Origin of the sequence: Pseudomonas sp. CFBP 13727, assembly GCF_014841915.1 — a bacterium.
GTDB classification, from domain to species: domain Bacteria; phylum Pseudomonadota; class Gammaproteobacteria; order Pseudomonadales; family Pseudomonadaceae; genus Aquipseudomonas; species Aquipseudomonas baltica.
Window position 1 is genome coordinate 65,402 of record NZ_JACYUT010000004.1, and the last position, 23,642, is coordinate 89,043.

Annotated in this window: 20 protein-coding genes; 9 read left to right on the forward strand and 11 right to left on the reverse strand. The window is 63.8% G+C overall.

What is annotated here, in order from left to right; genetic code table 11:
* Nucleotides 1–26 precede the first annotated feature (26 nt).
* Complete coding sequence (locus IFT76_RS13585) at nt 27–680, reverse strand: histidinol-phosphatase (RefSeq protein ID WP_192056504.1); 654 nt, start codon at nt 678–680, stop codon at nt 27–29.
* Between the two features lie 140 nt (nt 681–820).
* On the opposite strand from IFT76_RS13585, the gene IFT76_RS13590 reads away from it, so the two are divergent.
* Together IFT76_RS13590 and ptsP are read left to right on the forward strand one after the other, a co-directional pair.
* Complete coding sequence (locus IFT76_RS13590) at nt 821–1,300, forward strand: RNA pyrophosphohydrolase (RefSeq protein ID WP_043191776.1); 480 nt, start codon at nt 821–823, stop codon at nt 1,298–1,300.
* A gap of 22 nt (nt 1,301–1,322) precedes the next feature.
* Nucleotides 1,323–3,602, forward strand: coding sequence for a phosphoenolpyruvate--protein phosphotransferase (gene ptsP, locus IFT76_RS13595; protein ID WP_043191774.1), 2,280 nt, complete (start codon nt 1,323–1,325; stop codon nt 3,600–3,602).
* Nucleotides 3,603–3,722: 120 nt separating this feature from the next.
* Here ptsP and IFT76_RS13600 read toward each other — a convergent pair whose 3' ends face one another.
* Both IFT76_RS13600 and IFT76_RS13605 read right to left on the reverse strand, forming a co-directional pair.
* Entirely contained in the window at nt 3,723–4,649 is a 927-nt protein-coding gene (locus IFT76_RS13600; protein WP_192059168.1) for a 2-hydroxyacid dehydrogenase, read from the reverse strand.
* Between the two features lie 275 nt (nt 4,650–4,924).
* Nucleotides 4,925–6,004: a tartrate dehydrogenase gene (locus tag IFT76_RS13605; RefSeq protein WP_122714417.1), complete on the reverse strand. Its 1,080-nt coding sequence runs from the start codon at nt 6,002–6,004 to the stop codon at nt 4,925–4,927.
* Between the two features lie 107 nt (nt 6,005–6,111).
* On the opposite strand from IFT76_RS13605, the gene IFT76_RS13610 reads away from it, so the two are divergent.
* The 3 genes from IFT76_RS13610 (at nt 6,112) to IFT76_RS13620 (ending at nt 10,034) form a co-directional block, all read left to right on the forward strand.
* Entirely contained in the window at nt 6,112–7,026 is a 915-nt protein-coding gene (locus tag IFT76_RS13610) for a LysR substrate-binding domain-containing protein (RefSeq protein ID WP_192058834.1), read from the forward strand.
* Between the two features lie 283 nt (nt 7,027–7,309).
* Complete coding sequence (locus IFT76_RS13615) at nt 7,310–8,347, forward strand: ABC transporter substrate-binding protein (protein WP_122480612.1); 1,038 nt, start codon at nt 7,310–7,312, stop codon at nt 8,345–8,347.
* Between the two features lie 13 nt (nt 8,348–8,360).
* The gene (locus tag IFT76_RS13620) at nt 8,361–10,034 is read left to right on the forward strand and encodes a GMC family oxidoreductase N-terminal domain-containing protein (RefSeq protein WP_192058836.1); all 1,674 of its coding nucleotides are present in this window, start codon (nt 8,361–8,363) and stop codon (nt 10,032–10,034) included.
* A 115-nt stretch (nt 10,035–10,149) separates the two neighbouring features.
* Here the strand turns inward: IFT76_RS13620 and IFT76_RS13625 are convergent, their stop codons facing one another.
* Nucleotides 10,150–11,577 (reverse strand): aldehyde dehydrogenase family protein, encoded by a 1,428-nt coding sequence (locus IFT76_RS13625; RefSeq protein WP_192058838.1) that lies wholly within the window; start codon nt 11,575–11,577, stop codon nt 10,150–10,152.
* Nucleotides 11,578–11,855: 278 nt separating this feature from the next.
* Between IFT76_RS13625 and IFT76_RS13630 the strand changes: the two genes are divergently transcribed.
* The 4 genes from IFT76_RS13630 to IFT76_RS13645 all read left to right on the forward strand — a co-directional run bounded on the left by IFT76_RS13630 (nt 11,856) and on the right by IFT76_RS13645 (nt 15,722).
* Nucleotides 11,856–12,803: a LysR family transcriptional regulator gene (locus IFT76_RS13630; protein WP_192058840.1), complete on the forward strand. Its 948-nt coding sequence runs from the start codon at nt 11,856–11,858 to the stop codon at nt 12,801–12,803.
* A 139-nt stretch (nt 12,804–12,942) separates the two neighbouring features.
* Nucleotides 12,943–13,647, forward strand: coding sequence for an HAD-IA family hydrolase (locus IFT76_RS13635; protein WP_122480608.1), 705 nt, complete (start codon nt 12,943–12,945; stop codon nt 13,645–13,647).
* A 47-nt stretch (nt 13,648–13,694) separates the two neighbouring features.
* The gene (locus IFT76_RS13640; protein WP_192058842.1) at nt 13,695–14,978 is read left to right on the forward strand and encodes an NAD(P)/FAD-dependent oxidoreductase; all 1,284 of its coding nucleotides are present in this window, start codon (nt 13,695–13,697) and stop codon (nt 14,976–14,978) included.
* Between the two features lie 33 nt (nt 14,979–15,011).
* A complete protein-coding gene (locus IFT76_RS13645) occupies nt 15,012–15,722 on the forward strand; it encodes a cupin domain-containing protein (RefSeq protein ID WP_192058843.1) in 711 nt (236 codons plus the stop codon).
* 107 nt (nt 15,723–15,829) lie between these two features.
* Here the strand turns inward: IFT76_RS13645 and IFT76_RS13650 are convergent, their stop codons facing one another.
* The 7 genes from IFT76_RS13650 to IFT76_RS13680 form a co-directional block, all read right to left on the reverse strand.
* On the reverse strand, nt 15,830–16,321 hold the full coding sequence (locus tag IFT76_RS13650; protein WP_043191751.1) for an Lrp/AsnC family transcriptional regulator: 492 nt from the start codon (nt 16,319–16,321) through the stop codon (nt 15,830–15,832).
* A 38-nt stretch (nt 16,322–16,359) separates the two neighbouring features.
* Complete coding sequence (locus IFT76_RS13655; RefSeq protein WP_185794848.1) at nt 16,360–17,046, reverse strand: hypothetical protein; 687 nt, start codon at nt 17,044–17,046, stop codon at nt 16,360–16,362.
* 320 nt (nt 17,047–17,366) lie between these two features.
* Entirely contained in the window at nt 17,367–18,659 is a 1,293-nt protein-coding gene (gene gabT / locus IFT76_RS13660) for a 4-aminobutyrate--2-oxoglutarate transaminase (protein ID WP_192058845.1), read from the reverse strand.
* Between the two features lie 214 nt (nt 18,660–18,873).
* Nucleotides 18,874–19,962 carry an ABC transporter ATP-binding protein gene (locus tag IFT76_RS13665; protein WP_192056596.1) on the reverse strand — a complete coding sequence of 363 codons (1,089 nt, stop codon included), beginning with the start codon at nt 19,960–19,962 and terminating at the stop codon, nt 18,874–18,876.
* A 180-nt stretch (nt 19,963–20,142) separates the two neighbouring features.
* A complete protein-coding gene (locus tag IFT76_RS13670) occupies nt 20,143–21,603 on the reverse strand; it encodes an NAD-dependent succinate-semialdehyde dehydrogenase (RefSeq protein ID WP_192058847.1) in 1,461 nt (486 codons plus the stop codon).
* 137 nt (nt 21,604–21,740) lie between these two features.
* Complete coding sequence (locus IFT76_RS13675; protein ID WP_122480602.1) at nt 21,741–22,538, reverse strand: ABC transporter permease; 798 nt, start codon at nt 22,536–22,538, stop codon at nt 21,741–21,743.
* Entirely contained in the window at nt 22,538–23,458 is a 921-nt protein-coding gene (locus IFT76_RS13680) for an ABC transporter permease (protein ID WP_192058849.1), read from the reverse strand. Before IFT76_RS13680 ends, IFT76_RS13675 begins: the two co-directional genes overlap by 1 nt.
* Nucleotides 23,459–23,642: the final 184 nt, after the last annotated feature.

Consider the following 23,642-nt stretch of genomic DNA (forward strand, 5'->3'; position numbering starts at 1 on the left):
GAGCCCCCTCCCACAGTTAGCAGCTATCAGCGCAGCGAGAGTTCTTTCCAGCCGCGGCGTTTGGCTTCTTCATGCAGGCGTGGGTCCGGGTCCACCACCACCGGGTGGGTGACCTGCTCCAGAAGAGGCAGGTCATTCATCGAGTCACTGTAGAAATAACTGTCCTGCAAGTCGTAGCCGTTTTCCTCCATCCAGCGATTCAAACGCGTCACCTTGCCTTCCTTGAAGCACGGCACGTCGAAGCTGTGCCCGGTGTAGCGGCCGTCAACCATTTCGACTTCGGTTGCCAGCAAGGTCTCCACCCCAAGCCGCGCAGCGATCGGGCCAGTGACGAAGCGGTTGGTAGCAGTGATGATCACCAGCTTGTCACCCGCATCGCGATGCTGTTGCAGCAAGGCCGCGGCCTTGGGCAGCATGATGGGCTCGATGCAATCGCGCATGAATTCGCGATGCCATTCATCCAGTTGCGCCACGTCGGTCGCCGCGAGGATTTCCAGGGTGAAATCCAGGTACGCATTCAGGTCCAGGCGGCCGGCCAGGTAATCCTCGTAGAACTCATCGTTGCGTGCCTTGTACGTGTCGGCATCGAGAATGCCGCGTGTGCACAGATAGTCACCCCAGGCATGGTCGCTGTCGCCGCCGAGCAGCGTGTTGTCGAGGTCGAAGAGGGCCAGGCGCATGAAATGACTCGCATGAAGTAAGGAAAAGGCCCACAGAATACGGACTTTTCACATGCGTGCACATAAGCTACGCGGCGTCGTTGCTGCCTTCACAGGCTTTGTGGAACAATGCCAGAACATGCGTTTACGAGGTTGTTGCCGTGATCGACCCCGATGGTTTTCGCCCTAACGTTGGCATCATTCTTACCAATGACGCCGGTCAGGTGCTATGGGCTCGGCGTATCAATCAGGACGCCTGGCAATTCCCGCAAGGGGGTATCAACCCTCAGGAAACGCCGGAAGAGGCCTTGTACCGCGAGCTGAATGAAGAAGTCGGGCTGGAACGCCAGGATGTTGAAATACTTGCCTGCACCCGCGGCTGGTTGCGTTATCGTCTACCCCAACGCCTGGTGCGTACGCACAGCCAACCGTTGTGCATCGGCCAGAAACAGAAGTGGTTCCTGCTGCGCCTGGTGTCCAACGAACAGCGCGTGCGCATGGACCTGACCGGCAAGCCCGAGTTCGATGGCTGGCGCTGGGTCAGCTATTGGTATCCGCTGGGCCAGGTGGTGACATTCAAGCGCGAGGTCTACAGACGCGCGCTCAAAGAGCTAGCCCCGCGCCTTCTTTCGCGCGACTGACGACGGAGTTCGACCCCGAGCCATGCTCAATACGCTGCGCAAGATCGTCCAGGAAGTCAACTCCGCCAAGGATCTCAAGTCGGCGCTGGGGATCATCGTGCAACGCGTCAAGGAAGCCATGGGCAGCCAGGTCTGCTCGGTGTACCTGCTGGATCTGGAAACCAACCGTTTCGTCCTCATGGCCACCGAAGGCCTCAACAAGCGTTCCATCGGCAAGGTCAGCATGGCCCCCAACGAAGGCCTGGTGGGCCTGGTGGGCACGCGCGAAGAACCGCTCAACCTGGAAAATGCCGCCGGCCACCCGCGTTATCGCTACTTCGCCGAAACCGGTGAAGAGCGCTACGCCTCGTTCCTCGGCACGCCGATCATCCACCACCGGCGTGTGGTGGGGGTGCTGGTGATCCAGCAAAAGGAGCGGCGTCAGTTCGACGAAGGCGAAGAAGCCTTCCTGGTCACCATGAGCGCGCAACTAGCGGGCGTCATCGCCCACGCCGAAGCCACCGGTTCGATCCGCGGCCTGGGGCGCCAGGGCAAGGGCATCCAGGAAGCGCGCTTCGTCGGCGTGCCTGGCTCGCCCGGTGCGGCGGTCGGCACCGCGGTGGTGATGCTGCCGCCGGCCGATCTGGACGTGGTGCCCGACAAGAGCGTCAGCGACATCGATGCCGAGCTGGCGTTGTTCCAGAACGCCCTGGAAGGCGTGCGCAACGACATGCGCACCCTGTCGGCGAAACTGGCCACGCAGCTGCGCCCCGAAGAGCGGGCCCTGTTCGACGTCTACCTGATGATGCTCGACGACGCTTCGCTGGGCAGCGAAGTGACCAACGTGATCAAGACCGGGCAGTGGGCCCAGGGTGCGCTGCGCCACGTCGTCACCGAGCACGTCAACCGCTTCGAATTGATGGACGACGCGTATCTGCGCGAGCGCGCCTCCGACGTCAAGGACCTGGGGCGGCGCCTGCTGGCCTACCTGCAGGAAGCGCGTCAGCAAACCCTGGTCTACCCCGATAACACCATCCTGATCAGCGAAGAACTGTCGCCGGCAATGCTCGGCGAGGTGCCGGAAGGCAAGCTGGTGGGCCTGGTGTCGGTATTGGGCTCGGGCAACTCCCACGTCGCCATTCTGGCGCGCGCCATGGGCATCCCGACGGTCATGGGCCTGGTCGACCTGCCGTATTCCAAGGTCGACGGCATCAAGATGATCGTCGATGGCTACCATGGCGAGGTCTACACCAACCCCAGCGACATTCTCAGCAAGCAATTTGCCGATGTGGTCGAGGAAGAGCGGCAACTGGCGCTGGGCCTCGATGCCTTGCGCGAGCTGCCCTGCGTGACCCTGGACGGCCACCGCATGCCGCTTTGGGTCAACACCGGCCTGCTGGCCGATGTGGCCCGTGCCCAGCAACGCGGCGCCGAGGGTGTGGGGCTGTACCGCACCGAAGTGCCATTCATGATCAACCAGCGCTTTCCCAGCGAGAAGGAACAACTGGCGATCTACCGTGAGCAGCTGGCGGCCTTCCACCCCCTGCCGGTGACCATGCGCAGCCTGGACATCGGTGGTGACAAGTCGCTGTCGTACTTCCCCATCAAGGAGGAAAACCCGTTTCTGGGCTGGCGCGGGATCCGCGTCACCCTCGACCACCCGGAAATCTTCCTGGTGCAGACCCGCGCCATGCTCAAGGCCAGTGAGGGCCTGAACAACCTGCGTATCCTGCTGCCGATGATCTCCGGCACCCATGAGCTGGAAGAAGCCCTGCACCTGATCCACCGGGCCTGGGGCGAGGTGCGCGACGAAGGCACCGACGTGCCGATGCCGCCGGTGGGGGTGATGATCGAGATTCCCGCAGCGGTGTACCTGACCAAGGAACTGGCGCGGCAGGTTGATTTCCTCTCGGTCGGCTCCAACGACCTGACCCAGTACCTGCTCGCCGTGGACCGCAACAACCCGCGCGTGGCCGATTTGTACGACTACCTGCACCCGGCTGTGCTGCAGGCGTTGCAGCACGTGGTCACCGAGGCGCATGCCGAAGGCAAGCCGGTGAGTATCTGTGGCGAGATGGCTGGCGATCCGGCGGCGGCGATCTTGTTGATGGCCATGGGGTTCGACAGCCTGTCGATGAACGCCACCAACCTGCCGAAGGTGAAGTGGATGCTGCGCCAGGTGAACCTGAGCAAGGCCAAGGAGCTGCTGGCGCAGTTGAGCAAGATCGACAACCCGCAAGTTATCCACAGCTCGCTGCAACTGGCCCTGAAGAACCTGGGCCTGTCGCGGATGATCAATCCGAGCACGCCGAAGAAGCACTGAGGCGTGCTGCAAGCGGTGAAGGCCGCAACGGCATCCCTGCAGATCAAATGAAACACCGCAGTGCTCGTTTCGCGGCCGAAGACCGCTCCTACAGTAGATTCTGTATCCCCACGCTTGCCACTAGTAGCCTGTCCCAGGCTCCACCAGACCTGCCATAGGTTCACCCCGTTGATGCCGACGGATGTTGTCCAGCAGCACCTGGAATGCCGAATGCGGATCGGTCATGGCGCCGATATGTGGCGTGAGCCAGATGTTCGGGTGGCTGAGGAAGGGGTGATCGCTGCGCGGCGGCTCTTCTTCCAGCACGTCGACGATTGCATGGCCCAGATGGCCTGAATCCAGCGCGGCCAGCAGGTCGGCTTCCACCAGATGACCACCGCGGCCCAGATTGATCAGACTGGCGCCGGCCGGCAGCGCGGCGAAAGTCTGCGCATCGAGGATGCCGGCGGTGTCGGCGGTCAAGGGCAACAGGCACAGCAGGATGTCACAGCTGCCGAGAAAGTCCGGCAACTGCTCGCGGCCGCCATGGCACTGCACGCCGGGCAGTGTCTTGAGCGTGCGCGACCAGCCACTCAAGGCAAAGCCGAACGGCCGCAGCGCATTCAATGCCGCCTGGCCCAGATTGCCCAGGCCCATCACACCGACGCGGCGCTTGCCGGCTTCCAGCAGCGGATGGATCGCCCATTTGCCCTCGCGCTGTTGCTGCAGATAGGTCGGCATCTGGCGATGCAGGGCGAGCACGGCGAAGCCGGCGTACTCGATGATGCCCTGGGCAATGCCGGGGTCGAGCATGCGTACCACGCTGACCGCTTCGGGAACGTGCGCAAGGTCGAACTGATCCACCCCCGCTGACGTGGCGAAAACCACCTGCAGCTGGGGGAATCGGTCATACAGGTCCGCTGGCGGCTGCCAGGCGGCGAAATAGCGGACCTGCGCCGGGTCGCCGATGTCCGGCCAGAAACGCACGGGAATATCCGGTGCATGCTGGGCGAACAGTGCCTTCCAGGCCGATGCACGCTCGTCGGGGACTTTGAACAGCAGCGTCATAAGGTGGGTTCTCATGGACCATCGGGGTTTACACCAACGATGCCAGATCGCTACGCAACATTCTTCCGAATCGAGCGGGTGAAACAGAACAAGTTGACCGTAGCAGCGGTACTGTGTGGGAGCGGGGCTTAGCCCGCGAACGGGCCGGTGCGGTGTGTCAGGGGTACCGCGGCGTCTGGTTCGCGGCCGATGACCGCTCCTACGAGCTGCGCAATCCCTGTAGGAGCGGCCTGTGGCCGCGAAAGGGGCGGTGCGGTGTCAGGGGTACCGCGGCCTCAACAGGCGGCGGCGATGGCTTCGCCCAGGGCACGGGTGGTGCCGGTGCCGCCGATGTCGGCAGTCAGCGGCGCGTGTTCCGGGCCCATCGCCAGGACCTTCTCGATGGCCGCGAGTACGGCCGCGCCAGCCTCCGGATGGCCGAGGTGTTCGAGCATCATGGCGCCGCACCAGATCTGCCCGATGGGGTTGGCCACGCCCTTGCCGGCGATGTCCGGCGCCGAGCCGTGCACCGGTTCGAACAGGCTGGGGAAGTTGCGTTCCGGATTGATGTTGGCCGACGGTGCGATGCCGATGGTGCCGGTGCAGGCCGGGCCAAGGTCGGATAGAATGTCGCCGAACAGGTTGCTCGCCACCACCACGTCGAACCAGTCCGGATGCAGCACGAAGTTGGCCGTGAGAATGTCGATGTGGTACTTGTCGACGTTCACTTCCGGGTACTTCTTGCCCATCTCGACCACGCGCTCGTCCCAGTACGGCATGGTGATGGCAATGCCGTTGGACTTGGTGGCCGACGTCAGGTGCTTCTTGGGACGGCTCTGCGCCAGCTCGTAGGCAAACTTGAGAATGCGGTCGACGCCGACCCGGGTCATCACTGTTTCCTGCAGGACGATCTCGCGGTCGGTGCCGGGAAACATCTTGCCGCCCACGCTGGAATATTCGCCTTCGGTGTTCTCGCGCACGACCCAGAAATCGATGTCGCCAGGCTTGCGGTTGGCAAGCGGCGCCTTCACCCCCGGCATCAGCCGACAAGGGCGCAGGTTGACGTACTGGTCGAACTCGCGGCGGAACTGCAACAGCGAATCCCACAGCGACACATGGTCGGGCACCACGTCGGGCCAACCCACGGCGCCGAAGTAGATGGCGTCGTAGCCCTTGAGCGTTTCGAACCAGTCGTCCGGCATCATCTTGCCGTGAGCCAGGTAGTAATCGGCGCTGGCGAAGTCGAACCAGTCCCATTGCAAGTTCAGGTCGTGGCGGGCAGCCACGGCATCCAGCACACGGACCCCTTCGGGCATGACTTCCTTGCCGATGCCGTCACCGGGGATCACTGCGATCTTGTAATTGGACTTGCTCATGGTGCCACTCCACGGGTTGATGAACTTGCCGACTCAGTGTAATCAGGGTGTGGGGATTAATAATTGGCCTGTTGGTTAAGCCATTCTTAGATTCAGGTAAACAATCCATGAGCATGATCGACGACCTGAGCTTCTTTCAGCAGGTGGCCACCCGCGCCAGCCTGACCGAGGTGGCCCGCCATCTTGGCCTGTCGCTGCCAGCGGTGAGCAAACGGCTGAGCCAACTGGAACAGCGCCTGGGCGTGCAGTTGCTGCAACGCACCACGCGACGCTTGTCGCTGACGCCCGAGGGTGTGCTGTATCTGGAGGGCGGGCGGCCTATCCTGCGTCAGCTCGATGAACTGGAAAGCGCGCTGGGCACGCGTCAACCGACCCTGCACGGGCGACTGCGGATCAACGCCACCCTGGGCTTCGGTCGCAGGCATCTGGCTCAGGTAGTCTCTGCATTCGCGCGCCTGCATCCCGAGCTAGAAGTATCCCTGGAACTGAGCAGCCAGCCCATGAGCCTGCTCGATGATCAGTTCGACCTCGGCGTGTTCATGGGCGAGCCGCCCGATTCGCGGCTCATCGCCGTGCGCCTGCTGGAGAATCCGCGCGTGCTGTGTGCAGCACCGGGATACCTTGAGAACATGCCTGCACCCCTCCGGGTGGCCGATCTGGCCGCCCACAACTGCATCGTGCTGCGTCAGTTCGGCAGCGATTACGCCATCTGGCGCTTCCGCAAGGATGGCCAGGACTATGCGCACAAGGTGACCGGGACGCTGTCGAGCAATGATGGCGAGGTGGCGCTGGGGTGGGCGCTGGACGGCCACGGTTTGATCCTGAGGTCGCACTGGGACGTGCAGGCCCATCTGCAGAGTGGCCGGCTGCAGGCGCTGCTGACCGATCATCAGGCACCGCAGGCCGACGTGTTTGCGATGTACCAGCAACGGCGCCATACGCCCCAGCGCATCACCGCATTCGTGCATTACCTGCGCGAGGCGCTGGGCCAACGATTGCCGTTTGCGGTCGGTGACCTGTAGCAGCGGCGCGAACCGCGTCCGGCCTCGACGCGGTGGGGCAGATGTACCGCGGCGTTGGTGACGCGGCTCGCGCCGCTGCTACAGGGTAAGCGTGCCGGGGTGGGTATAGATAACCTGAAATCATGGTGGTACTGACTAATGGTGCATTGTCGCGCAGGCTTCGCCTCTTGTACCTTCCAGCGGTCCCGCTCGGTCAAACAAAAATACAGAACCGGTGCAAACATGGGCTACCCGTCGAGGTTTTTGTCGCTGCCGAATTAATCTACCCCCAGGATGATTTGCCATGAAAACCTTGTCTTTCGGTTCTGTCCTATCCCTGTTGTACGTGGCCATGGCGTGTTCCACCAGCGCCCAGGCCGAGCAGATTACCTTCGTGTCCCAAGGTGGCGTGTATCAAGAAGCGCAGACCAAGGCCATCCTCGACCCCGCCGCCAAGTTGCTTGGCATCACCATCAAGCAGGACAGCGTTCCGGACGCCTGGCCCATGGTCAAGGCCCAGGGCGAAACCGGCAAGCCGGTGTGGGACGTGATTGACACCCCGCCTTCGAACTGTATCCGTGGCGGCCGCGAAGGCCTGATCGAACCGCTGGACCTGGCGAAAATGCCTAACGTCAAGGGCATGCCCGAGGCCTATCGCACGCCTTACTCGGTGGCCTACGAGTTCTATTCCTCGGTACTGGGCTACAACACCAAGAGCCTGAAGAAAGTACCGCAAAGCTGGGCCGACTTCTGGAACGTCAAGGACTTCCCCGGCACCCGCGCATTGCGCAACGACCCCATGGGCACCCTGGAAGCGGCGCTGATTTCCGACGGCGTGCCGCGCGACAAGCTCTACCCGCTGGACGTCGATCGTGCCTACAAGCGCCTGGCCCAGATCAAGCCGGACATTGCCGTGTGGTGGAGTTCGGGCGGGCAGTCGGCGCAACTGCTCAACGACGGCGAAGTGGACATGTTGATGATCTGGAATGGCCGCGTGGGCGCGGTGAAGAAAGACAACGCCGATGTCGACTTCACCTACAACGACGGCATCTTGCAGAACACCCAGCTGTGCATTCTCAAGAACGCGCCGAACCTGGCCCAGGCGGTCAAGTTCGTCGACACCGCAGTGTCGCCCGATCTGCAGGCCGACCTGCCCAAGTACATCGATTACGGCCCTGGCAACCCCGCCGCGTTCGCTACTGGCAAGCTCAGCGCCGAACGGGGCAAGGAACTCCCAAGCTCGCCGGAGAACGCCGCCAAGCAGGCGCTGATGTCCGAAGAGTGGTGGTCGTCGGCTGACGGTATTGCCGCCAAGGACCGCTGGTTGAAATTCGTCCAGTAAGGCGGCCGCAAGCGTGATCGACTATCTGATTCTCGGCGGCGGCAGCGCGGGGTGCGTGCTCGCCGCGCGGCTGTCCGAAGACCCCAGCAAGCAGGTGTGCCTGGTGGAAGCCGGGCGTGACATTGCGCCAGGCAAGATGCCCGCGGCCATCGCCAGTCGCTACCCCGGACGTGCCTATCTGGATGGGCGCAACATCTGGCAGCGCCTGACCGCACGCATGTCCACCCAGGGCAGCCGTCGCTATGAGCAGGCGCGCCTGCTCGGCGGCGGATCGGCGATCAATGCGCTGATGACCAACCGCGGGGCGCCGGATGACTACGACGAGTGGGGGCGGCTCGGTGCCGAAGGCTGGAGCTGGGAAAACTGCCTGCCGTACTTTCGCAAACTCGAAACCGACTGCGATTTCAGCGGGCCGCTGCACGGCAGCGACGGACCGATACGGATCCGGCGTACGGCGCCGGCCTTTCTGTCGCCCTTCGTGAAAGCGGTCATGGGCGTATTGGCGACTTGTGGCCTGCCCACCCGCCCGGACCAGAATGGGCAGTGGCAGGATGGCGTCTACGTGGGTGCCATCGGTGTCAGCGAGCAGGGTGAACGGATTCCGGTGTCGGTGTGCTATCTCACCGACGAGGTGCGTGCCCGCCCCAACCTGACCCTGCGCACCGAGTGTGTAGTGGACCGCGTGCTGTTCCGCGGCACCCAGGCGGTGGGCGCGCGTCTGCTGGGCCAGGCCGGCGTGGCCGAGGAAGTGTTTGCCGGGGAGGTGATCGTCTGCGCCGGGGCGATTCACAGCCCTGCGTTGTTGATCCGCAGTGGCGTTGGCCCGCTGGACCAATTGCTCGATCTGGGCGTGCCGCTGGTGGCCGACCGGCCGGGCGTGGGTGGCAATCTCATGGAGCATCCGTCGATTGCCGTGTCGGCGCTGCTGACGGCGCAGGGACGAACACCTCACGTCGACGAGCATCACGAGCAGGCCATCGTGCGCTTTTCATCCGGGTTGCCGGGCACGGTGCCGGGTGACATGCACGGTGCGATCCTGTCGCGTTCCGGCTGGCACTCGGTGGGCTACCGGCTGGGCACGATGTTTTTCTGGGTCAACAAGTCCTACTCGCGAGGGCGGGTGCAGGTGACGTCGCTGGATCCGTTGCAGGAGCCCGAGGTCAGTTTCTCGATGCTGTCCGAAGCCCGTGACCTGCAGCGGTTGAAGCAGGCCCTGCGCATGGGTGCCGAGACGCTGTCGGCACCGGGGCTGGGCGGTCTGCGCAGTGTGGTGTTTCCATCCAGCTACTCGCCGCGGGTGGCCAAGGTGGCAATGCCTGGCCGTTTCAATGCCCTGCAGCGTGGGCTGTTGAGCGTGCTGCTGGACATCGCCGGCCCCTTGCGCGGGCTGTTGGTGCGAGGCCTGGTGACCCAAGGTGTGACCCTGGAAAAGTTGCTGGCCGACGACAAGGCACTGACGGCGTTCGTGCGCGCCAATGTGGGCGGCACCTGGCATCCGTCAGGCACATGCCGCATGGGCCGCGCGGAGGATCCCCAGGCAGTGACCTCGAGTGACGGGCGGGTGATCGGGGTAACGGGATTGCGGGTGTGCGATGCGTCGTTGATGCCGTCGATTCCATGCGCCAACACCAATGTGCCGACCATCATGATGGCCGAGCGTATCGCCGATCTGATCAAGGCGGGGTGAGGCCGCGTTCCTCCAGGCAGGCCGCGGCGTCTGGTTCGCGGCCGATGGATGCCCCTACGGGTTGCCGGTCAACGGTAGGAGCGGTCCTTGGCCGCGAAGGGCGCGCTGTGGTGTGTCAGGTACCCCAACCCACGATACCCTTCACCTCTAGAAACGCCTCCAACCCCCATTCGGCGTATTCGCGGCCATTGCCCGATTGCTTGTAGCCACCGAACGGCGCCGCTGCGTCCCAGCTGGGATAGTTGATGTAGACGCTGCCGGCGCGCATCTGCAGGGCCACCTGGCGTGCCCGTGCAAGGCTGGCCGACTGCACGTACGCCGCCAGGCCGAACACACTGTCGTTGGCCATGCGTACCGCGTCCTGCTCATCGGTATAGGGCTGGATCACCAGCACCGGGCCGAAGATCTCTTCGCGGGCAATCGTCATCTGTGCATCCACCCCGGCAAAGATCGTTGGCTGCACGTAATACCCGAAGTCCAGCCCGGCCGGCCGGCCCAGACCGCCACACACCAACTGCGCCCCTTCCTCGATGCCGATGGCGATCATCCGCTGGATCGCCTGGTATTGCCGGTCACTGATCACCGGGCCCAGGGTGGTGGACGGATCGTCGGGTGCGCCGACTCGATGGGCCGATGCCGCCACGCGAGCGATCGCCACTGCCTGGTCGTGCAGCGCGGCAGGCACCAGCATCCGCGTGGGCGCGTTGCAGGACTGGCCACTGTTGCCGAAGCACCCGTTGACCCCTGCCGTCACCGCTGCGTGCAGGTCTACATCGTCGAGCAGGATATTGGCCGACTTGCCGCCCAGTTCCTGGTGCACCCGCTTGACCGTCGGTGCGGCCAGCCGCGCCACTTCCACGCCGGCCCGGGTGGAGCCGGTGAACGACACCATGTCCACGTCGGGGTGACTGGCCAGCGCTGCGCCCACGCCAGGCCCGTCACCATTGATCAGGTTGAACACGCCTGCCGGCACTCCGGCGCTGTGCAGCACTTCGGCAAAAATGATGGCGTTGATCGGCGCGATCTCGCTGGGCTTGAGCACCAGGGTGCAGCCGGCGGCCAGTGCCGGTGCCACCTTGCAGGCGATCTGATTGATCGGCCAGTTCCAGGGCGTGATCAAGGCCACCACGCCGACTGGCTCCTGGTTGATCAGCGTGGTGCCGCGCCGGGTGCGGAACTCGAAGCTGTCCAGGGTGCGCAGCATCTGCTCCAGGTGACGCTTGCCGATACCGGCCTGCCAGTCGTGGGCCAGAGCTTTGGGCGCGCCGACTTCCTGCATGATGGCAGCGGCGATGTCGTCGTAGCGGGCCATGAACGACTCGAGAATCCGTTCGAGCAGCGCCTTGCGTTCGGCCGGGGTCGTAAAGGCAAATTCGGTAAAGGCGCGTCGCGCCGCCGCGACCGCCGCATCGACATCGGCCTGTTCACCCAAGGCGATTTCGGTAAACGCCTGCTCGCTGGCCGGATTGATCACCGCCAGACGCCGCGCGCCTGAAGGCTCGACCCATCGGCCGTCTATATAGAACTTCAACGCGTTGTCCAAAATTCGCTCTCCACAGTGATAAAAAAGGCCGATGCGCCTGCGTCCCCGTAGCAGCGGCGCAAGCCGCGTCCGAGTTCGCCGCGGTCGGTCAGGCGTACCGCATATGCCGCCGACGCGGCTCGCGCCGCTGCTACAGGCACTCCGCGATCCCCTGTAGCAGCGGCGCAAGCCGCGTCCGGGTTCGCTGCGGGGAAAAAGGAGTTACGTGCCGTCAGAATAGGAACGGTTTTCCTGTCAGGGCAATTTACTAATAGTTTTCCCAGGCATAAACTCAGGTCATGTCCAACCTTCGCAGAAAACTGCCCAGCTCCGGTTCCTTGTTCGTTTTCGAGGCAGCCGCCCGTTGCGGCAGTTTCACCCGTGCGGCCGACGAACTGTGCGTCAGCCAGCCTGCCGTGAGCCGCATGCTCTCGCGCCTGGAAGAACACCTTGGGGTACAGTTGTTCGAACGCGTTCGTGGCGGCGCGCGGCTCACCGAAAGCGGGACCCTTCTTTACCGCCGCGTCCAGGAAGGTTTCGACACCATCGAATCGGCCATCGGCGAAATCTCGGCCCGCGCTACCGGCATGGAAACCATCACCCTGTCGGTGTCCACCGCGTTCACCACACACTGGCTGATGCCGCGCATGAGCCGTTTCAGCGAGCGCTTTCCCGCGGTGGACATGCGTTACCAACTCATGTCCGGGCGCATCGGCGGGCCGTTGATGGATGTCGACCTGGGCATGCGCTACCTCGACGCCGGCAGCGTCAAAGCCGCAGACAGCCTGGTTCTACCGGAGATCACCCTGCCCGTGTGCAGCCCGCAGTACCGTGCCGGCGTACCGAGCGGCAAGGGCAAGAATGCAATGCCTGCGCTGATCCACATGGACAACCAGGACCGTACCTGGGCGGCGCCTTTCGACCAGGGTGGACGCGCAGACAATGCCCTGGTGTTCTCCGATTATGCGGTGGTGGTGCAGGCCGCCTTGCTTGGCCAGGGCATGGCCCTGGGCTGGCTCAACGTGGTCTCGCACTGCCTGGCCAATGGGCAGTTGCTGCCGGTGGGTGACGAGGTCACGGTCAGTGCCCGGCACTGCTGCCTGGTGACACCGGCCAACCGTCCGAGCCGCCCTATCGTGGAAAGCGTGCGCCAGTGGATCATCGAAGAAATGCAGGCCGACATCGTGCGCGTCGACGCGCTTTACCCACAGTTATGCCTGGCACGGAAGATCGCGCAGGCGTCATGAACACAGGTATGCCGCCATCGCGGGAAAAACAGTAGGTTATGCCCTGAGGTAAGGACAAAACAGAACATATGGCGATTCACCCGGCTGATAATTGAACCACACCTTGCACCTTCCCCTGGTTCATCATGCGGAGCGCCCTATGTCATTCAAGCAGTTCAAAGCCCTGACGTTCGATGTCGTCGGCACCCTGATCGATTTCGAAGCCGGCATTCTCAACCATGTGCGCGAAGTGGCTGGCGAAGCGGGCAAGGCGTGCAGCGACGACGACATTCTGAAGGCCTACCGCGATGCCCGCGCGATGCCCGATTCGGGCTGGTGGCCGGATGACCTGGAGCGCTGCTATCACTTGATCGCGCGCCAGCTCGGCTTGCCGGACAGCGACGAATACGCCCGCGGCCTGGCGTTGGCGGTGGAAAACTTCCCGGCCTTCCCCGACTCGATCGAGGCGCTCAAGCGTCTGCACAAGCACTTCAAACTGGTGGCCACCACCAACTCGCAGATCTGGGCCTTGAACCACATGGCCAAGACCCTCGACGAGCCGTTCGATGTGCGCGTGACCGTCGACGATGTGCGTTTCGAGAAGCCCGATCCGCAGTTCTTCGCCTACACCCGCGGGGTGCTGGCTACGCAGGGCATCGTCTTCGAAGAGATTCTCCACGTTGCGCAGAGCCAGTACCACGACATTGGCGTGGCCATGCGCCTGGGCTACCAGACCTGCTGGATCGAACGTCGCCACGCGCAGAAGGGCAGCGGCGGCACCCTGGAATCCGAGCACACCAAGCCGCACTACCATTTCACCTCGTTGGCGCAACTGGCCGACGCGGTCGAACAGGAACTGGGCTGACAACAGCGGCGCTTGCTCCGAGCGCCGCCTTCTGGTGGAAACCGGCTATGACTGCGAAGAGTTTATGGGCGGCCACCGCCCGACCGGCCCCGGCCCTGCAAGCATTGCAGGGCGAGCGGCAGTGCGACGTGGTGATCGTCGGTGCCGGCTACACCGGGCTGTCTGCGGCTCACCACATTGCCCTGAGCGGCCGCGAGCCATTGATTCTGGAAGCCAATACCCTGGCCTGGGGCGCCAGTGGCCGTAACGGCGGCGTGGTGTCACCCAAGTTTCGCGTCGGCTTTCCTGCGCTGATGCAGCGCTTCGATCGCGACACCGCTCTGCACATGTACCGCACCGGTTATGCCGCCGTGGACAGCCTGGTGGAAATGATCGACAGCCTGGGCATCGAGGGTGCGCAGTTGCACATGGGTGGGCACATTGCCGCGGCCCACAACGAACTTGCCCTGACCGGGCTGCGCAACACCGCTGACTGGATCAAGCGCGAAACCGGCGGCGAGTCGTCGCGCATGATCGACGCGGTGCAGGTGCGGGAAATGACCGGCTCGACCCTCTTTCACGGCGGGCTGCTGACGCCGAAGGCGGGCGGCATTCACCCGCTCAACTATGCCCGGGGCATGGCTCACAGCCTGAACGAGCGCGGCGTGAAGATGTTCATCAACAGCCCGGCGTTGCAGGTTCGCCAGGAAGGCGACCGGATCATCGTGCAGACGCCCCAGGGTCGAGTCAGTGCCAGACAGGTGGTGTATGCCACCAATGGCTATTCCGACCAGAGCGCCGCGACCGATACTCTGCACCGACGGCTTATTCCCTTTCGTAGCGCAATCATCGCGACTGCACCACTGTCGGCCGACGTATTGGCCACGCTGATGCCCGGCGGCCAGGTCTGTGGCGACACCAAACGCATGCTGCGATGGTTCCGGGTGGTCGGCGACCGGTTGATCTTCGGCGGCCGCGGAGCGTTCGGCAAGGACGATTCGGACAGCGCCTTCGCCACCCTGCAACGCAGCATGGGCGAGGTGTTTCCGGTCCTGCGCGACCAGCCTGTGGCGTTTCGCTGGTCTGGGCTGGTGGCCATGACCCTCGATTACCTGCCCCATGCAGGTCAACTGGACGCGCGCAGCTTCTATGCCATCGGCTACAACGGCGGTGGCGTGGCGATGTCCACCTACATGGGCAAGCAACTGGCAGCCATGACCGCGGGCGAACGGGTGCAACTGGGCCTGCTGGCGGGCGACACGTTCAAACCCATTCCCCTGCATGCCTTTCGCGCGCCGGGTGTACGCTTGGCGGCAGGTTGGCAACAACTGCTTGATGCCATCGGCCGCTGAGCCGCGAACTTCTTCATTGCCAAGACGAGACCTATGCCCCCGATCCTGCATTATTCACAGCCCGCCATCGAACGCCGTCTACCCGTCGCCGCCTTTGCGTTGCAGGACGACCCCCTGGCGGCCGGCCGTACCGTGCATTTCCACGACCCCCACACGGGCTACGCGGTGGGCGCGTCGACCAGCGTCGGCGCCAATTTGTCGATCGATGATTTTCCCTGGGTCGAACTGGGGATTGTGGAGGCCGGCGAGCTGACCCTGCAGGGCGAGGGCTTCGACCTGCGCCTGAAGGCCGGCGATTGTTTCGTGGTGCCTCGTGGTGTGGCGGTGCGCTGGCAGCATCGCGGGCAGCTGCGCCGTCTGTTCATGGCTTTTCCCGGCTTGCCGCCGAGCAATGACATGCCTCGCACGCCGCTGAAGATCGACTTCGCTCAATCACTGCCGCCCAGCGAGCCGCCGTCGGCGACGGTGCTGCTGACTCCGGCTCCGAAAGCCTGGAGCGCAACGCTGTTCAGCGCGGCCAATTTGCGCATCGGTCTGTGGCAGTGCGAGCCCTATGCACGCAAGCAGGTGCAGCCGGCCTATAGCGAGCTGATGTTCATTCTGGAAGGCGCAGTGACCTTGACGCCCGAGCAGGGCGACGCCTGCACGGTCAGCGCCGGCGAGGTCGTGGTGGTGCCGGCGGGGGCGACCAATGCCTGGTCGAGCGGGCAGACGGTGCGCAAGGTGTTTTGCATTTTGAGTTGAGGCGGCGTAACGGCCGGACGCGGCGTGGGATGTGTAGGGTGGGCGGACGTGAACATCGGCCTGTAGCAGCGGCGCGAGCCGCGTCCGGGGTCACCGCGGTGCGGGAATCAAACCGCGCGCACCAAACTGCGCAACGGCACAGCGCTCTTGAGCACCGGGCTCTTGATGACGATGTAGCTGAAATACTTGTCGATACCGATGTTCTTGTCGAGGATCGACTCCATCAGCTCCTGGTAGTGCTGGATGCTGCTGCACAGGAACCGCACCAGGTAGTCATACCCGCCGCTGATCAAATGGCATTCGAGCACCTCGTCGATGTTGCGGATGCTCGATTCGAACTTCACGAAATCGGCGCGTTTGTGGTCCGACAGGGTCACCTCGGTGAACACCGTGACGGAGCTGGCGAACTTGGCCAGATTGACGTGCGCTTCATAGCCACTGATGTAGCCCGCCGACTCCAGGCGTTTGACCCGTTGCAGGCAGGGGCTGGGGGACAGGCCAACGGCTTCGGCGAGGCTGACGTTGGTCATGCGCCCGTCCTTCTGCAGCTGCACCAAAATATTGATGTCGATGCGATCCAGTTTCGTTGCAGCATCCATGGGGTGGACCTCGTCAAGTCAAAGCATGAACGTGGGCCTCAGGCGTGCAATGCCGTTTGATGGGCATGGGCGAGGTCCGCAAGGCTGGCGTATTCACAGCGCTTGCCGTCCAGAGCCTGGGGCGAAAGATTCCATGGCTGGCGGTGGTCACGGTGCAGGGTACACACCGGAAAATCCACGCGCAGGTTCCAGGGGTCATCCGTTTCGGTACTGCGCACCGGCAGCAACTGCGAGCGCTCCAGGCCCAGGCGCTGCAGCTCGGTGGCGAGGCTGCTGTGCCAGTCATCGTTGCAAGGTTCGATGACCGCATCGAATGCCACCGGCAAGCGTTGGGTCAGGGCGCCGACATCGATGCCGTGGGGTGGGGCGATCAGTATCAACCGGTAGAACTTGCTCAGGTACTGCAGGGCGCCGGGGGCGTCTTCGAAGATCGGCCAATGGGCCGACGAGCTACCGAAAGCCACACTTTCATCCCAGCCGGGAATCACATGCAATCGGTGCGCCATGCGCTGGTACAGCTGGCCGTGGAACGCACTGGCACTGGGGTTGCCGCCCGCCTGGCCGAGCTCCTGGGCGATGGCGCGGTAGGCCGTCAGCAGTTGCGCGTCACTGCCGGGAGTCTCGCTCTGCACCGACAAGGGTCGCAGGCCTTCGAGAATGCCCCGTTCACGGTCGACCAGGGTGGCATAAGAGAACCCCAGGGCCTTGTACTGTGTGACTTTCATGGAATGCTCCTGAGCGACGGTATGAAGGGCTTCCCTGCAGACTCCTACAGCTTTTCCACCGTAGGAGCGGTCGGTGGCCGCGAACAGCGCGCCGCAGTGTGCCAGGTGTACCGCGGCGCATTTTTCGCGGCCGCTGACCGCTCCTACGTTTGGACCTGATCCCTGTAGGAGCGGTCGGTGGCCGCGAACAGCGCGCCGCAGTGTGCCAGGTGTACCGCGGCGCATTTTTCGCGGCCGATGACCGCTCCTACGTTTGGCCCTGATCCCTGTAGGAGCGGTCCGTGGCCGCGAAGAGCGCGCCGCCCGCCCCGCTCCCACAGTCAGGCCCCGGCTTTTGCCAATGCCGTGTCGAGCATCTGCAAGGCTTCTGCCACCTGCTCGGCGCTGGTCACCAGCGGCGCGAGGAAGCGGACCACGTTGCGATACAAACCACACTTGATCACCAGCAACCCCGCCTGGCGCGCTTGGTCGATGACCCGCTGGGCCAGATCGGCATCGGCGCTGTGCCCGGCATCGTCCTTGACCATCTCGATGGCCAGCATGAAGCCCAGGCCCCGCACATCACCGATGCGCGGATAGCGTTTCTGCAGCCCCAGCAAGCCCTCGCGCAACTGCACCGCACGCTGCTCGCCCTGCGCCAGCAGGTCTTCGTGCTCGAACAGGTCCAACACCGCCAGCGCCGCCGCACAGGCCACGGCGTTGCCACCGTAGGTGCCGCCCAACCCACCGGGCGTCGGCGCATCCATGATCTCGGCTCGGCCCACCACGCCCGACAGTGGCATGCCACCGGCCAGCGACTTGGCCACCGTGACCAGATCCGGCTGGATACCCGCATGCTGGAAACCGAACATTTTCCCGGTGCGGCCGAATCCAGCCTGGATTTCATCGGCGATCAACACGATGCCATGCTGCGTGCACAGCGCACGCAGCGCCTGGAGAAACTCGACCGGCGCGGCCAGGAAACCGCCGTCGCCCTGCACCGGTTCGATCAGGATCGCCGCTACCCGATCCGGCGCCACGTCGCTGGCAAACAGCTCGTGCAACTGCGCCAGGGCGTCGTCGCTGCTGATGCCGCGATAGGCATTGGGGTAGCTGGCGTGATAGATCTCCGCCGGGAACGGGCCGAAATTCTGTTTGTAGGGCTGGCTCATGCCGGTCAAGGTCACCCCCAACAGGGTGCGTCCGTGGAACCCTCCGCGAAACGAAATCACCGCAGGCCGCTGGGTGTAGCCGCGGGCGATCTTGATGGCGTTTTCCACCGCTTCGGCGCCGGAGGTGAACAGCACGCTCTTGTAGTGCTCGTCCCCGCCGACCAGCACGTTCAGCCGCGCGGCCACATCAATGTAGGTCTCGTAGGCCGCTACCTGAAAACTGACATGGGACACCTTGCCCACCTGGCTGCGCACCGCCTCGACCACAGCGGGGTGATTGTGGCCGACATTGAGCACGCCGATGCCGCCGACAAAATCCAGATAGCGCTTGTTGTCCACATCCCACAGCTCGGCACCCTGGGCGCGCGCGGCCACTATCGGGTGCGCGGTGGCGATGCCACGGGGCACGTGTTGTTCGCGCAGGGCCAGCAGGCGTTGATTTTCGGTCAGTGCAGAATTCATCTCGATCTCCGTGAGCGCCGAGCGTGGCGGGTGATGTGATCAGGATAAGGAGTGGCGCAAATCACAAGCACCGAAGTTGCGGGTTGCGCTGGGGTGTTTGCGTTTTTTTTGCGGGTGGGGCGGTAGATTCGGTTGTTTGGATGGTGGGGTGTCAGTGCTAGCCTCTTCGCGGGCGGCGGGCCCTCTGCCTGCGAAGGGGCCTGCACTGACCTCTTCAAACCCCGGCGCGCGGCACCACGATGGTGTCTTCCGGATGCAGGCGCATCAGCATCGGCGAGCCGATCGGCGGCAGGCTCAGGTTGCCTTCGTGGTGGCTTGGCTGGCGCAGGCTGACGGTGGGCCCACCGTCCAGATCGACGAAGACCTTCAAGCTTTCGCCCTGAAAGACGATGTCTGCGACGCGCCCGCTCAGACGGTTCCATTCAGGCCCGGCGCTGGCGCTGTCCAGCAGCAGCTTTTCCGCTTGCAGCGCCAGGAATACATCGCCCGTAGCGGGCACCGGGCGCGTGGTGCGCAGGGCCGTGGAGCCCAGGGTCAAACCGTTGTTCGCGCTGCGTTGCAGCGGCACCAAGGTGCTTTCGCCGATGAAGCTGGCGACGAAGTCGTCCGAAGGGTGGTCGTGCAGGCGGCGTGGCGTGTCGACCTGAACCAATTGCCCGCCGCGCATGATGGCGATGCGGTCGCTCATGGTCAGCGCTTCACGCTGGTCGTGGGTGACGTAGATCATGGTCGCGCCCAGGCGCTTGTGCAGGGCGCGCAGTTCGATCTGCATGGTCTCGCGCAGCTGCTTGTCCAGCGCCGACAGCGGCTCGTCCATCAAGATCAGCTTGGGTTCGAAAACGATGGCTCGGGCCAGCGCCACACGCTGACGCTGGCCGCCGGAAAGCGCGGCAATCGAGCGCTCTTCGTAGCCACTCAGTTCCACCGTGGCCAGGGCCTGTTTGACCCGCTCCCGGCTCTTGCCCGCGCTTTCGCCGCGGGCACGCAACGGGAAGGCCACGTTCTCGCCCACGGTCATGTGCGGGAACAGCGCGTAATTCTGGAAGACCACGCCGATTTCGCGCTTGTGCGGCGGCATCAGGGTGACGTTGCGCTCGCCGAACAGGATATTGCCGGAGCTCACCCGTATGAAGCCACCCAGAATGCTCAGCAAGGTGGTCTTGCCCGAACCCGAGGGCCCCAGCAGCGACATGAACTCGCCGGCTTCCACCTTGAGATTGACGTTGTCCAGCGCCTTGAGGCTGCCGTAGTGCTTGCTGACCTGGTTGACGCTGACCGATTCGAAACCTTCAGTGAAATTCATCTGTGGTGCTCCAGAAAATGCTGAATAGGTGGTCATGGGTTACCTGACAATCCGCGCTGCCCGCCGACGCGGCTCGCGCCGCTGCTACAGGAGAATGCGATCGACAAGGGAATGCGATCTTCTGTAGCAGCGGCGCGAGCCGCGTCAGGGCCGTCATGCGATGCCGATGCCCGACACAGATCAACCCAACCCACCGATGTGCCAGGCCTTCACTTCAAGGAATTCGTCCAGGCCATACTTGGATCCCTCGCGGCCGGTGCCCGATTGCTTCACGCCGCCGAAGGGCGCCACTTCCATGGAGATGATCCCGGTGTTCAAGCCGACCATGCCGAACTCAAGACGCTCGCCCACGCGCCAGGCGCGGCGCATGTCCTGAGTAAAGTAATAGGCCCCCAGGCCATAGGGCGTGGCATTGGCCAGCGTCAGCGCTTCGTCCTCAGTGTGGAAGCGGAACAGCGGCGCCACGGGGCCGAAGGTTTCCTCGCCGGCCAGCAGCATGTCGGCGTGGGCGTCCAGCAACACCGTGGGCTGCACGTACAGGCCATCGTTTTGCGGCAACCCACCAATGGCAACGGTAGCGCCTTTCTCCACGGCATCGCTGATGTGGCGGGCCACCTTGTCGACTGCCGCGGCGTTGATCAACGGGCCGATGGTCACACCCTCGGCCAGACCGTCGCCAACCTTCAGCTCGGCCACCGCCGCCTTCAGGCGTTCGGCGAAACGTTGGTAGATGCCGTCCTGCACCAGAATGCGGTTGGCACACACGCAGGTCTGCCCGGCGTTGCGGAATTTGCTCTGCATGACGCCGGCAATGGCCAGGTCCAGGTCGGCGTCATCGAACACGATGAACGGCGCGTTGCCGCCCAGCTCCAGGCTCAGGCGCTTGATGGTCGTGGCGCACTGGCTCATCAACAGCTGGCCGACGCGGGTGGAACCGGTGAACGACAGCTTGCGCACGGCCGGGTTGCTGGTCATCTCGCCGCCCACGCCTGCCGGCAGGCCGGTGAGCACGTTGAACACCCCGGCCGGAATGCCTGCGCGTTCGGCCAACACCGCCAGGGCCAGGGCCGACAGCGGGGTCATCTCCGACGGCTTGACCAGCACCGGGCAACCGGCGGCCAGGGCCGGTGCGCACTTGCGGGTGATCATGGCGTTGGGGAAATTCCATGGGGTGATCGCCGCGACCACGCCGATCGGCTGCTTGAGTACCAGGATGCGGCGGTCGGCGGCGGGTGAAGGAATGGTGTCGCCATAGATGCGCCGCGCTTCCTCGGCGAACCATTTGACGAAGCTCGCACCGTAGGCAATTTCACCGCGCGACTCGCCCAGGGGTTTGCCCTGTTCGGCGGTCATGATCAAGGCCAGGTCTTCCTGGTTGTCCAGGATCAGTTGGTACCACTTCTCCAGCAATTTGGCGCGCTCGGCCGCAGGCACTTCGCGCCAGGTGACGAAACAGGCCTCGGCGGCGGCAATGGCGCGCCGGGTTTCGGCCGCCTGCAAGGCCGGTACGTTGGCGATCACGCTGCCATCGGCAGGATTGGTCACGGCAAGGGTGGCGCCGTCATCGGCGCTGATCCACTGGCCATTGGCGTAGGCGCGCTCGACGAGCAGGGAAGGGTCACGCAGTGAATGCTTCAACATGATCAAGGTGCCTTTGCAGTCCGAACGATGGACCTAGTGTAGAAATGTCCACGCAGCGGGCGATGCCGAGATGGGGCACGCGGCGCGGCGTGGATGCTGAATTGCGGTGGAGTGGCGGCAGGCTGTGCTGGGGGGTGTTACCCCTGCTTGTTGCGTCCGGCCACCACCACCAGAATCAGCGACGCCAGAATCAGGATCGAACTGATCGCCGCAATCGTCGGGTCGATTTCGTCGCGCAGTGCAGTGAACATGCGCTTGGTCAGGGTCTGGTTGTCACCCCCGGAAATGAACAGCGCTACCACCGTTTCATCCAGCGAAGTGATGAACGCGAACAGGGTTGCCGAGACCACGCTGGGCTTGATCTGCGGCAAGGTCACCGCCATGAACGCGCGAAAGCGGTTCATGCCCAGGCTGCGCGCGACCATCTCCTGCGACATGTCGAAATTGCGCAGCCCGGCGAGCAGGGCAATGATCACGTAGGGCAGGGCCAGCATGATGTGCGCCAGTACCAGGCCGGTCAGCGAGCTGATCAGCCCCACCCGCGCGTAGACGAAGAACACCCCCGCCGCGATCAGGATGATCGGCACCATCATGGGCAGCAGCAACACGATCTGCAGGGTGCGGATGACCTTCAGGCTCGAGTTGTTGATGGCGTAGGCCGCGGCCATGCCGATCGGCAGGCTCACTGCAGTGGTCACTACGGCGGTGATCAGGCTGACCCGCGCCGCCGACATCCATTCGGCGCTGTGGAAGAAGGCTTCATACCAGCGCAGCGACCACTCCTTGGGGGGGAACTGCAGGAAGCGCGCCTCGGAGAACGACATCGGCACCACGATCAGCACCGGGATGATCAGGTACAGCAGAATCGCCGCGACCAGCACGGTGAACAGCACATGCGACAGGCGTAGCTGGCGCAGGTAGGCAAGCGTATTCATCAGCGTGCTCCCAGGATGCGTTCGATGGGGATGAAGCGGTTGATGCCCCAGAAGATCAGGAACACCACGAACAGCAGCACCAGGCCCACCGCACTGGCGGCGCCCCAGGCGTGATAGAGCTCGACGTTGCGCTGTACCAGCATCGACACCAGGATGGTGCGACCGCCGCCCAGCAGTTCAGGGGTGATGAAGAAGCCCAGGCAGATCACGAAAACCAGGATGGAACCGGCCATCACACCCGGCGCCGCCATCGGCAGGAACACCCGGCGAAAGGTGTAGAAGGGTTTGGCGCCCAGGCTTTCGGAAGCCTGCATCAGGTCCTGGGGAATCTTCTTCATCACCGAATACAGCGGCAGCACCATGAACGGCAACATCACGTGCAGAGTGCCGATCACCGTGCCGGTGGTGTTGTGCATCATGTTCAGCGGTTGGTCGATGATGCCCATGTCCAGCAGCGTCTGGTTGACCACCCCGCGCCGCTGCAGCAACACCAGCCAGGCGTAGGAGCGCACCAGCACGCTGGTCCAGAACGGCAGGATCACGCAGATCAGAATCAGGTTGGCCCAGAAGCCCTGCAGGCGCGAGGCGGCGTAGGCAATCGGGAAGCCCATGACGATCGACAGCAGGGTCACGATCAGGCTGATCTTGAACGTCAGGTAGAACGTATCCCAGTAGATGCGTTCTTCGAAGATGCGCGCGTAGTTGGCCAGCGAAAAGCCGTCTTCGGTCTGTACCGACTGGAACGCCAGCCAGCACATCGGCAGGATCAACAGCACCACCACCATGAACAGCGCCGGGGCGAGCAGCAGCAACATCGAGGTATTATCCCGACGTTCCTCGCGCGCCAGGGCATCGGCATTGCTTGCAGGCGGCTCGCTGTGGGCGTCAGGCATGGATTTGGCGAGATAGGCGTTGGACATGGAACGATTCCTCACGGCCGAGCGCCGGTGAACCAGCGCAAGCAGCTTGTTGTTGGTCGGTCATGGCGACCCTCAAGGTTCAATGTACCGACTCAGCCAAGAACGAAACGGGCTTAAAAGGCCTGCGCCGGAGTGGTTTGTTTCGTATTGAGGGTGGGCGACAGCAGCAACTGCGTCGGCCCCT

Coding starts and splice junctions, on each gene's coding strand:
- IFT76_RS13675 (WP_122480602.1), bottom strand. CDS start 22,538: ATGAATACGCTTGCCTACCTGCGCCAGCTACGCCTGTCGCATGTGCTG.
- IFT76_RS13630 (WP_192058840.1), top strand. CDS start 11,856: ATGTCCAACCTTCGCAGAAAACTGCCCAGCTCCGGTTCCTTGTTCGTT.
- IFT76_RS13615 (WP_122480612.1), top strand. CDS start 7,310: ATGAAAACCTTGTCTTTCGGTTCTGTCCTATCCCTGTTGTACGTGGCC.
- IFT76_RS13670 (WP_192058847.1), bottom strand. CDS start 21,603: ATGTTGAAGCATTCACTGCGTGACCCTTCCCTGCTCGTCGAGCGCGCC.
- IFT76_RS13610 (WP_192058834.1), top strand. CDS start 6,112: ATGAGCATGATCGACGACCTGAGCTTCTTTCAGCAGGTGGCCACCCGC.
- IFT76_RS13645 (WP_192058843.1), top strand. CDS start 15,012: ATGCCCCCGATCCTGCATTATTCACAGCCCGCCATCGAACGCCGTCTA.
- IFT76_RS13635 (WP_122480608.1), top strand. CDS start 12,943: ATGTCATTCAAGCAGTTCAAAGCCCTGACGTTCGATGTCGTCGGCACC.
- IFT76_RS13680 (WP_192058849.1), bottom strand. CDS start 23,458: ATGTCCAACGCCTATCTCGCCAAATCCATGCCTGACGCCCACAGCGAG.
- IFT76_RS13600 (WP_192059168.1), bottom strand. CDS start 4,649: ATGACGCTGCTGTTCAAAGTCCCCGACGAGCGTGCATCGGCCTGGAAG.
- IFT76_RS13605 (WP_122714417.1), bottom strand. CDS start 6,004: ATGAGCAAGTCCAATTACAAGATCGCAGTGATCCCCGGTGACGGCATC.
- IFT76_RS13585 (WP_192056504.1), bottom strand. CDS start 680: ATGCGCCTGGCCCTCTTCGACCTCGACAACACGCTGCTCGGCGGCGAC.
- IFT76_RS13655 (WP_185794848.1), bottom strand. CDS start 17,046: ATGAAAGTCACACAGTACAAGGCCCTGGGGTTCTCTTATGCCACCCTG.
- ptsP (WP_043191774.1), top strand. CDS start 1,323: ATGCTCAATACGCTGCGCAAGATCGTCCAGGAAGTCAACTCCGCCAAG.
- IFT76_RS13650 (WP_043191751.1), bottom strand. CDS start 16,321: ATGGATGCTGCAACGAAACTGGATCGCATCGACATCAATATTTTGGTG.
- IFT76_RS13640 (WP_192058842.1), top strand. CDS start 13,695: ATGACTGCGAAGAGTTTATGGGCGGCCACCGCCCGACCGGCCCCGGCC.
- IFT76_RS13665 (WP_192056596.1), bottom strand. CDS start 19,962: ATGAATTTCACTGAAGGTTTCGAATCGGTCAGCGTCAACCAGGTCAGC.
- gabT (WP_192058845.1), bottom strand. CDS start 18,659: ATGAATTCTGCACTGACCGAAAATCAACGCCTGCTGGCCCTGCGCGAA.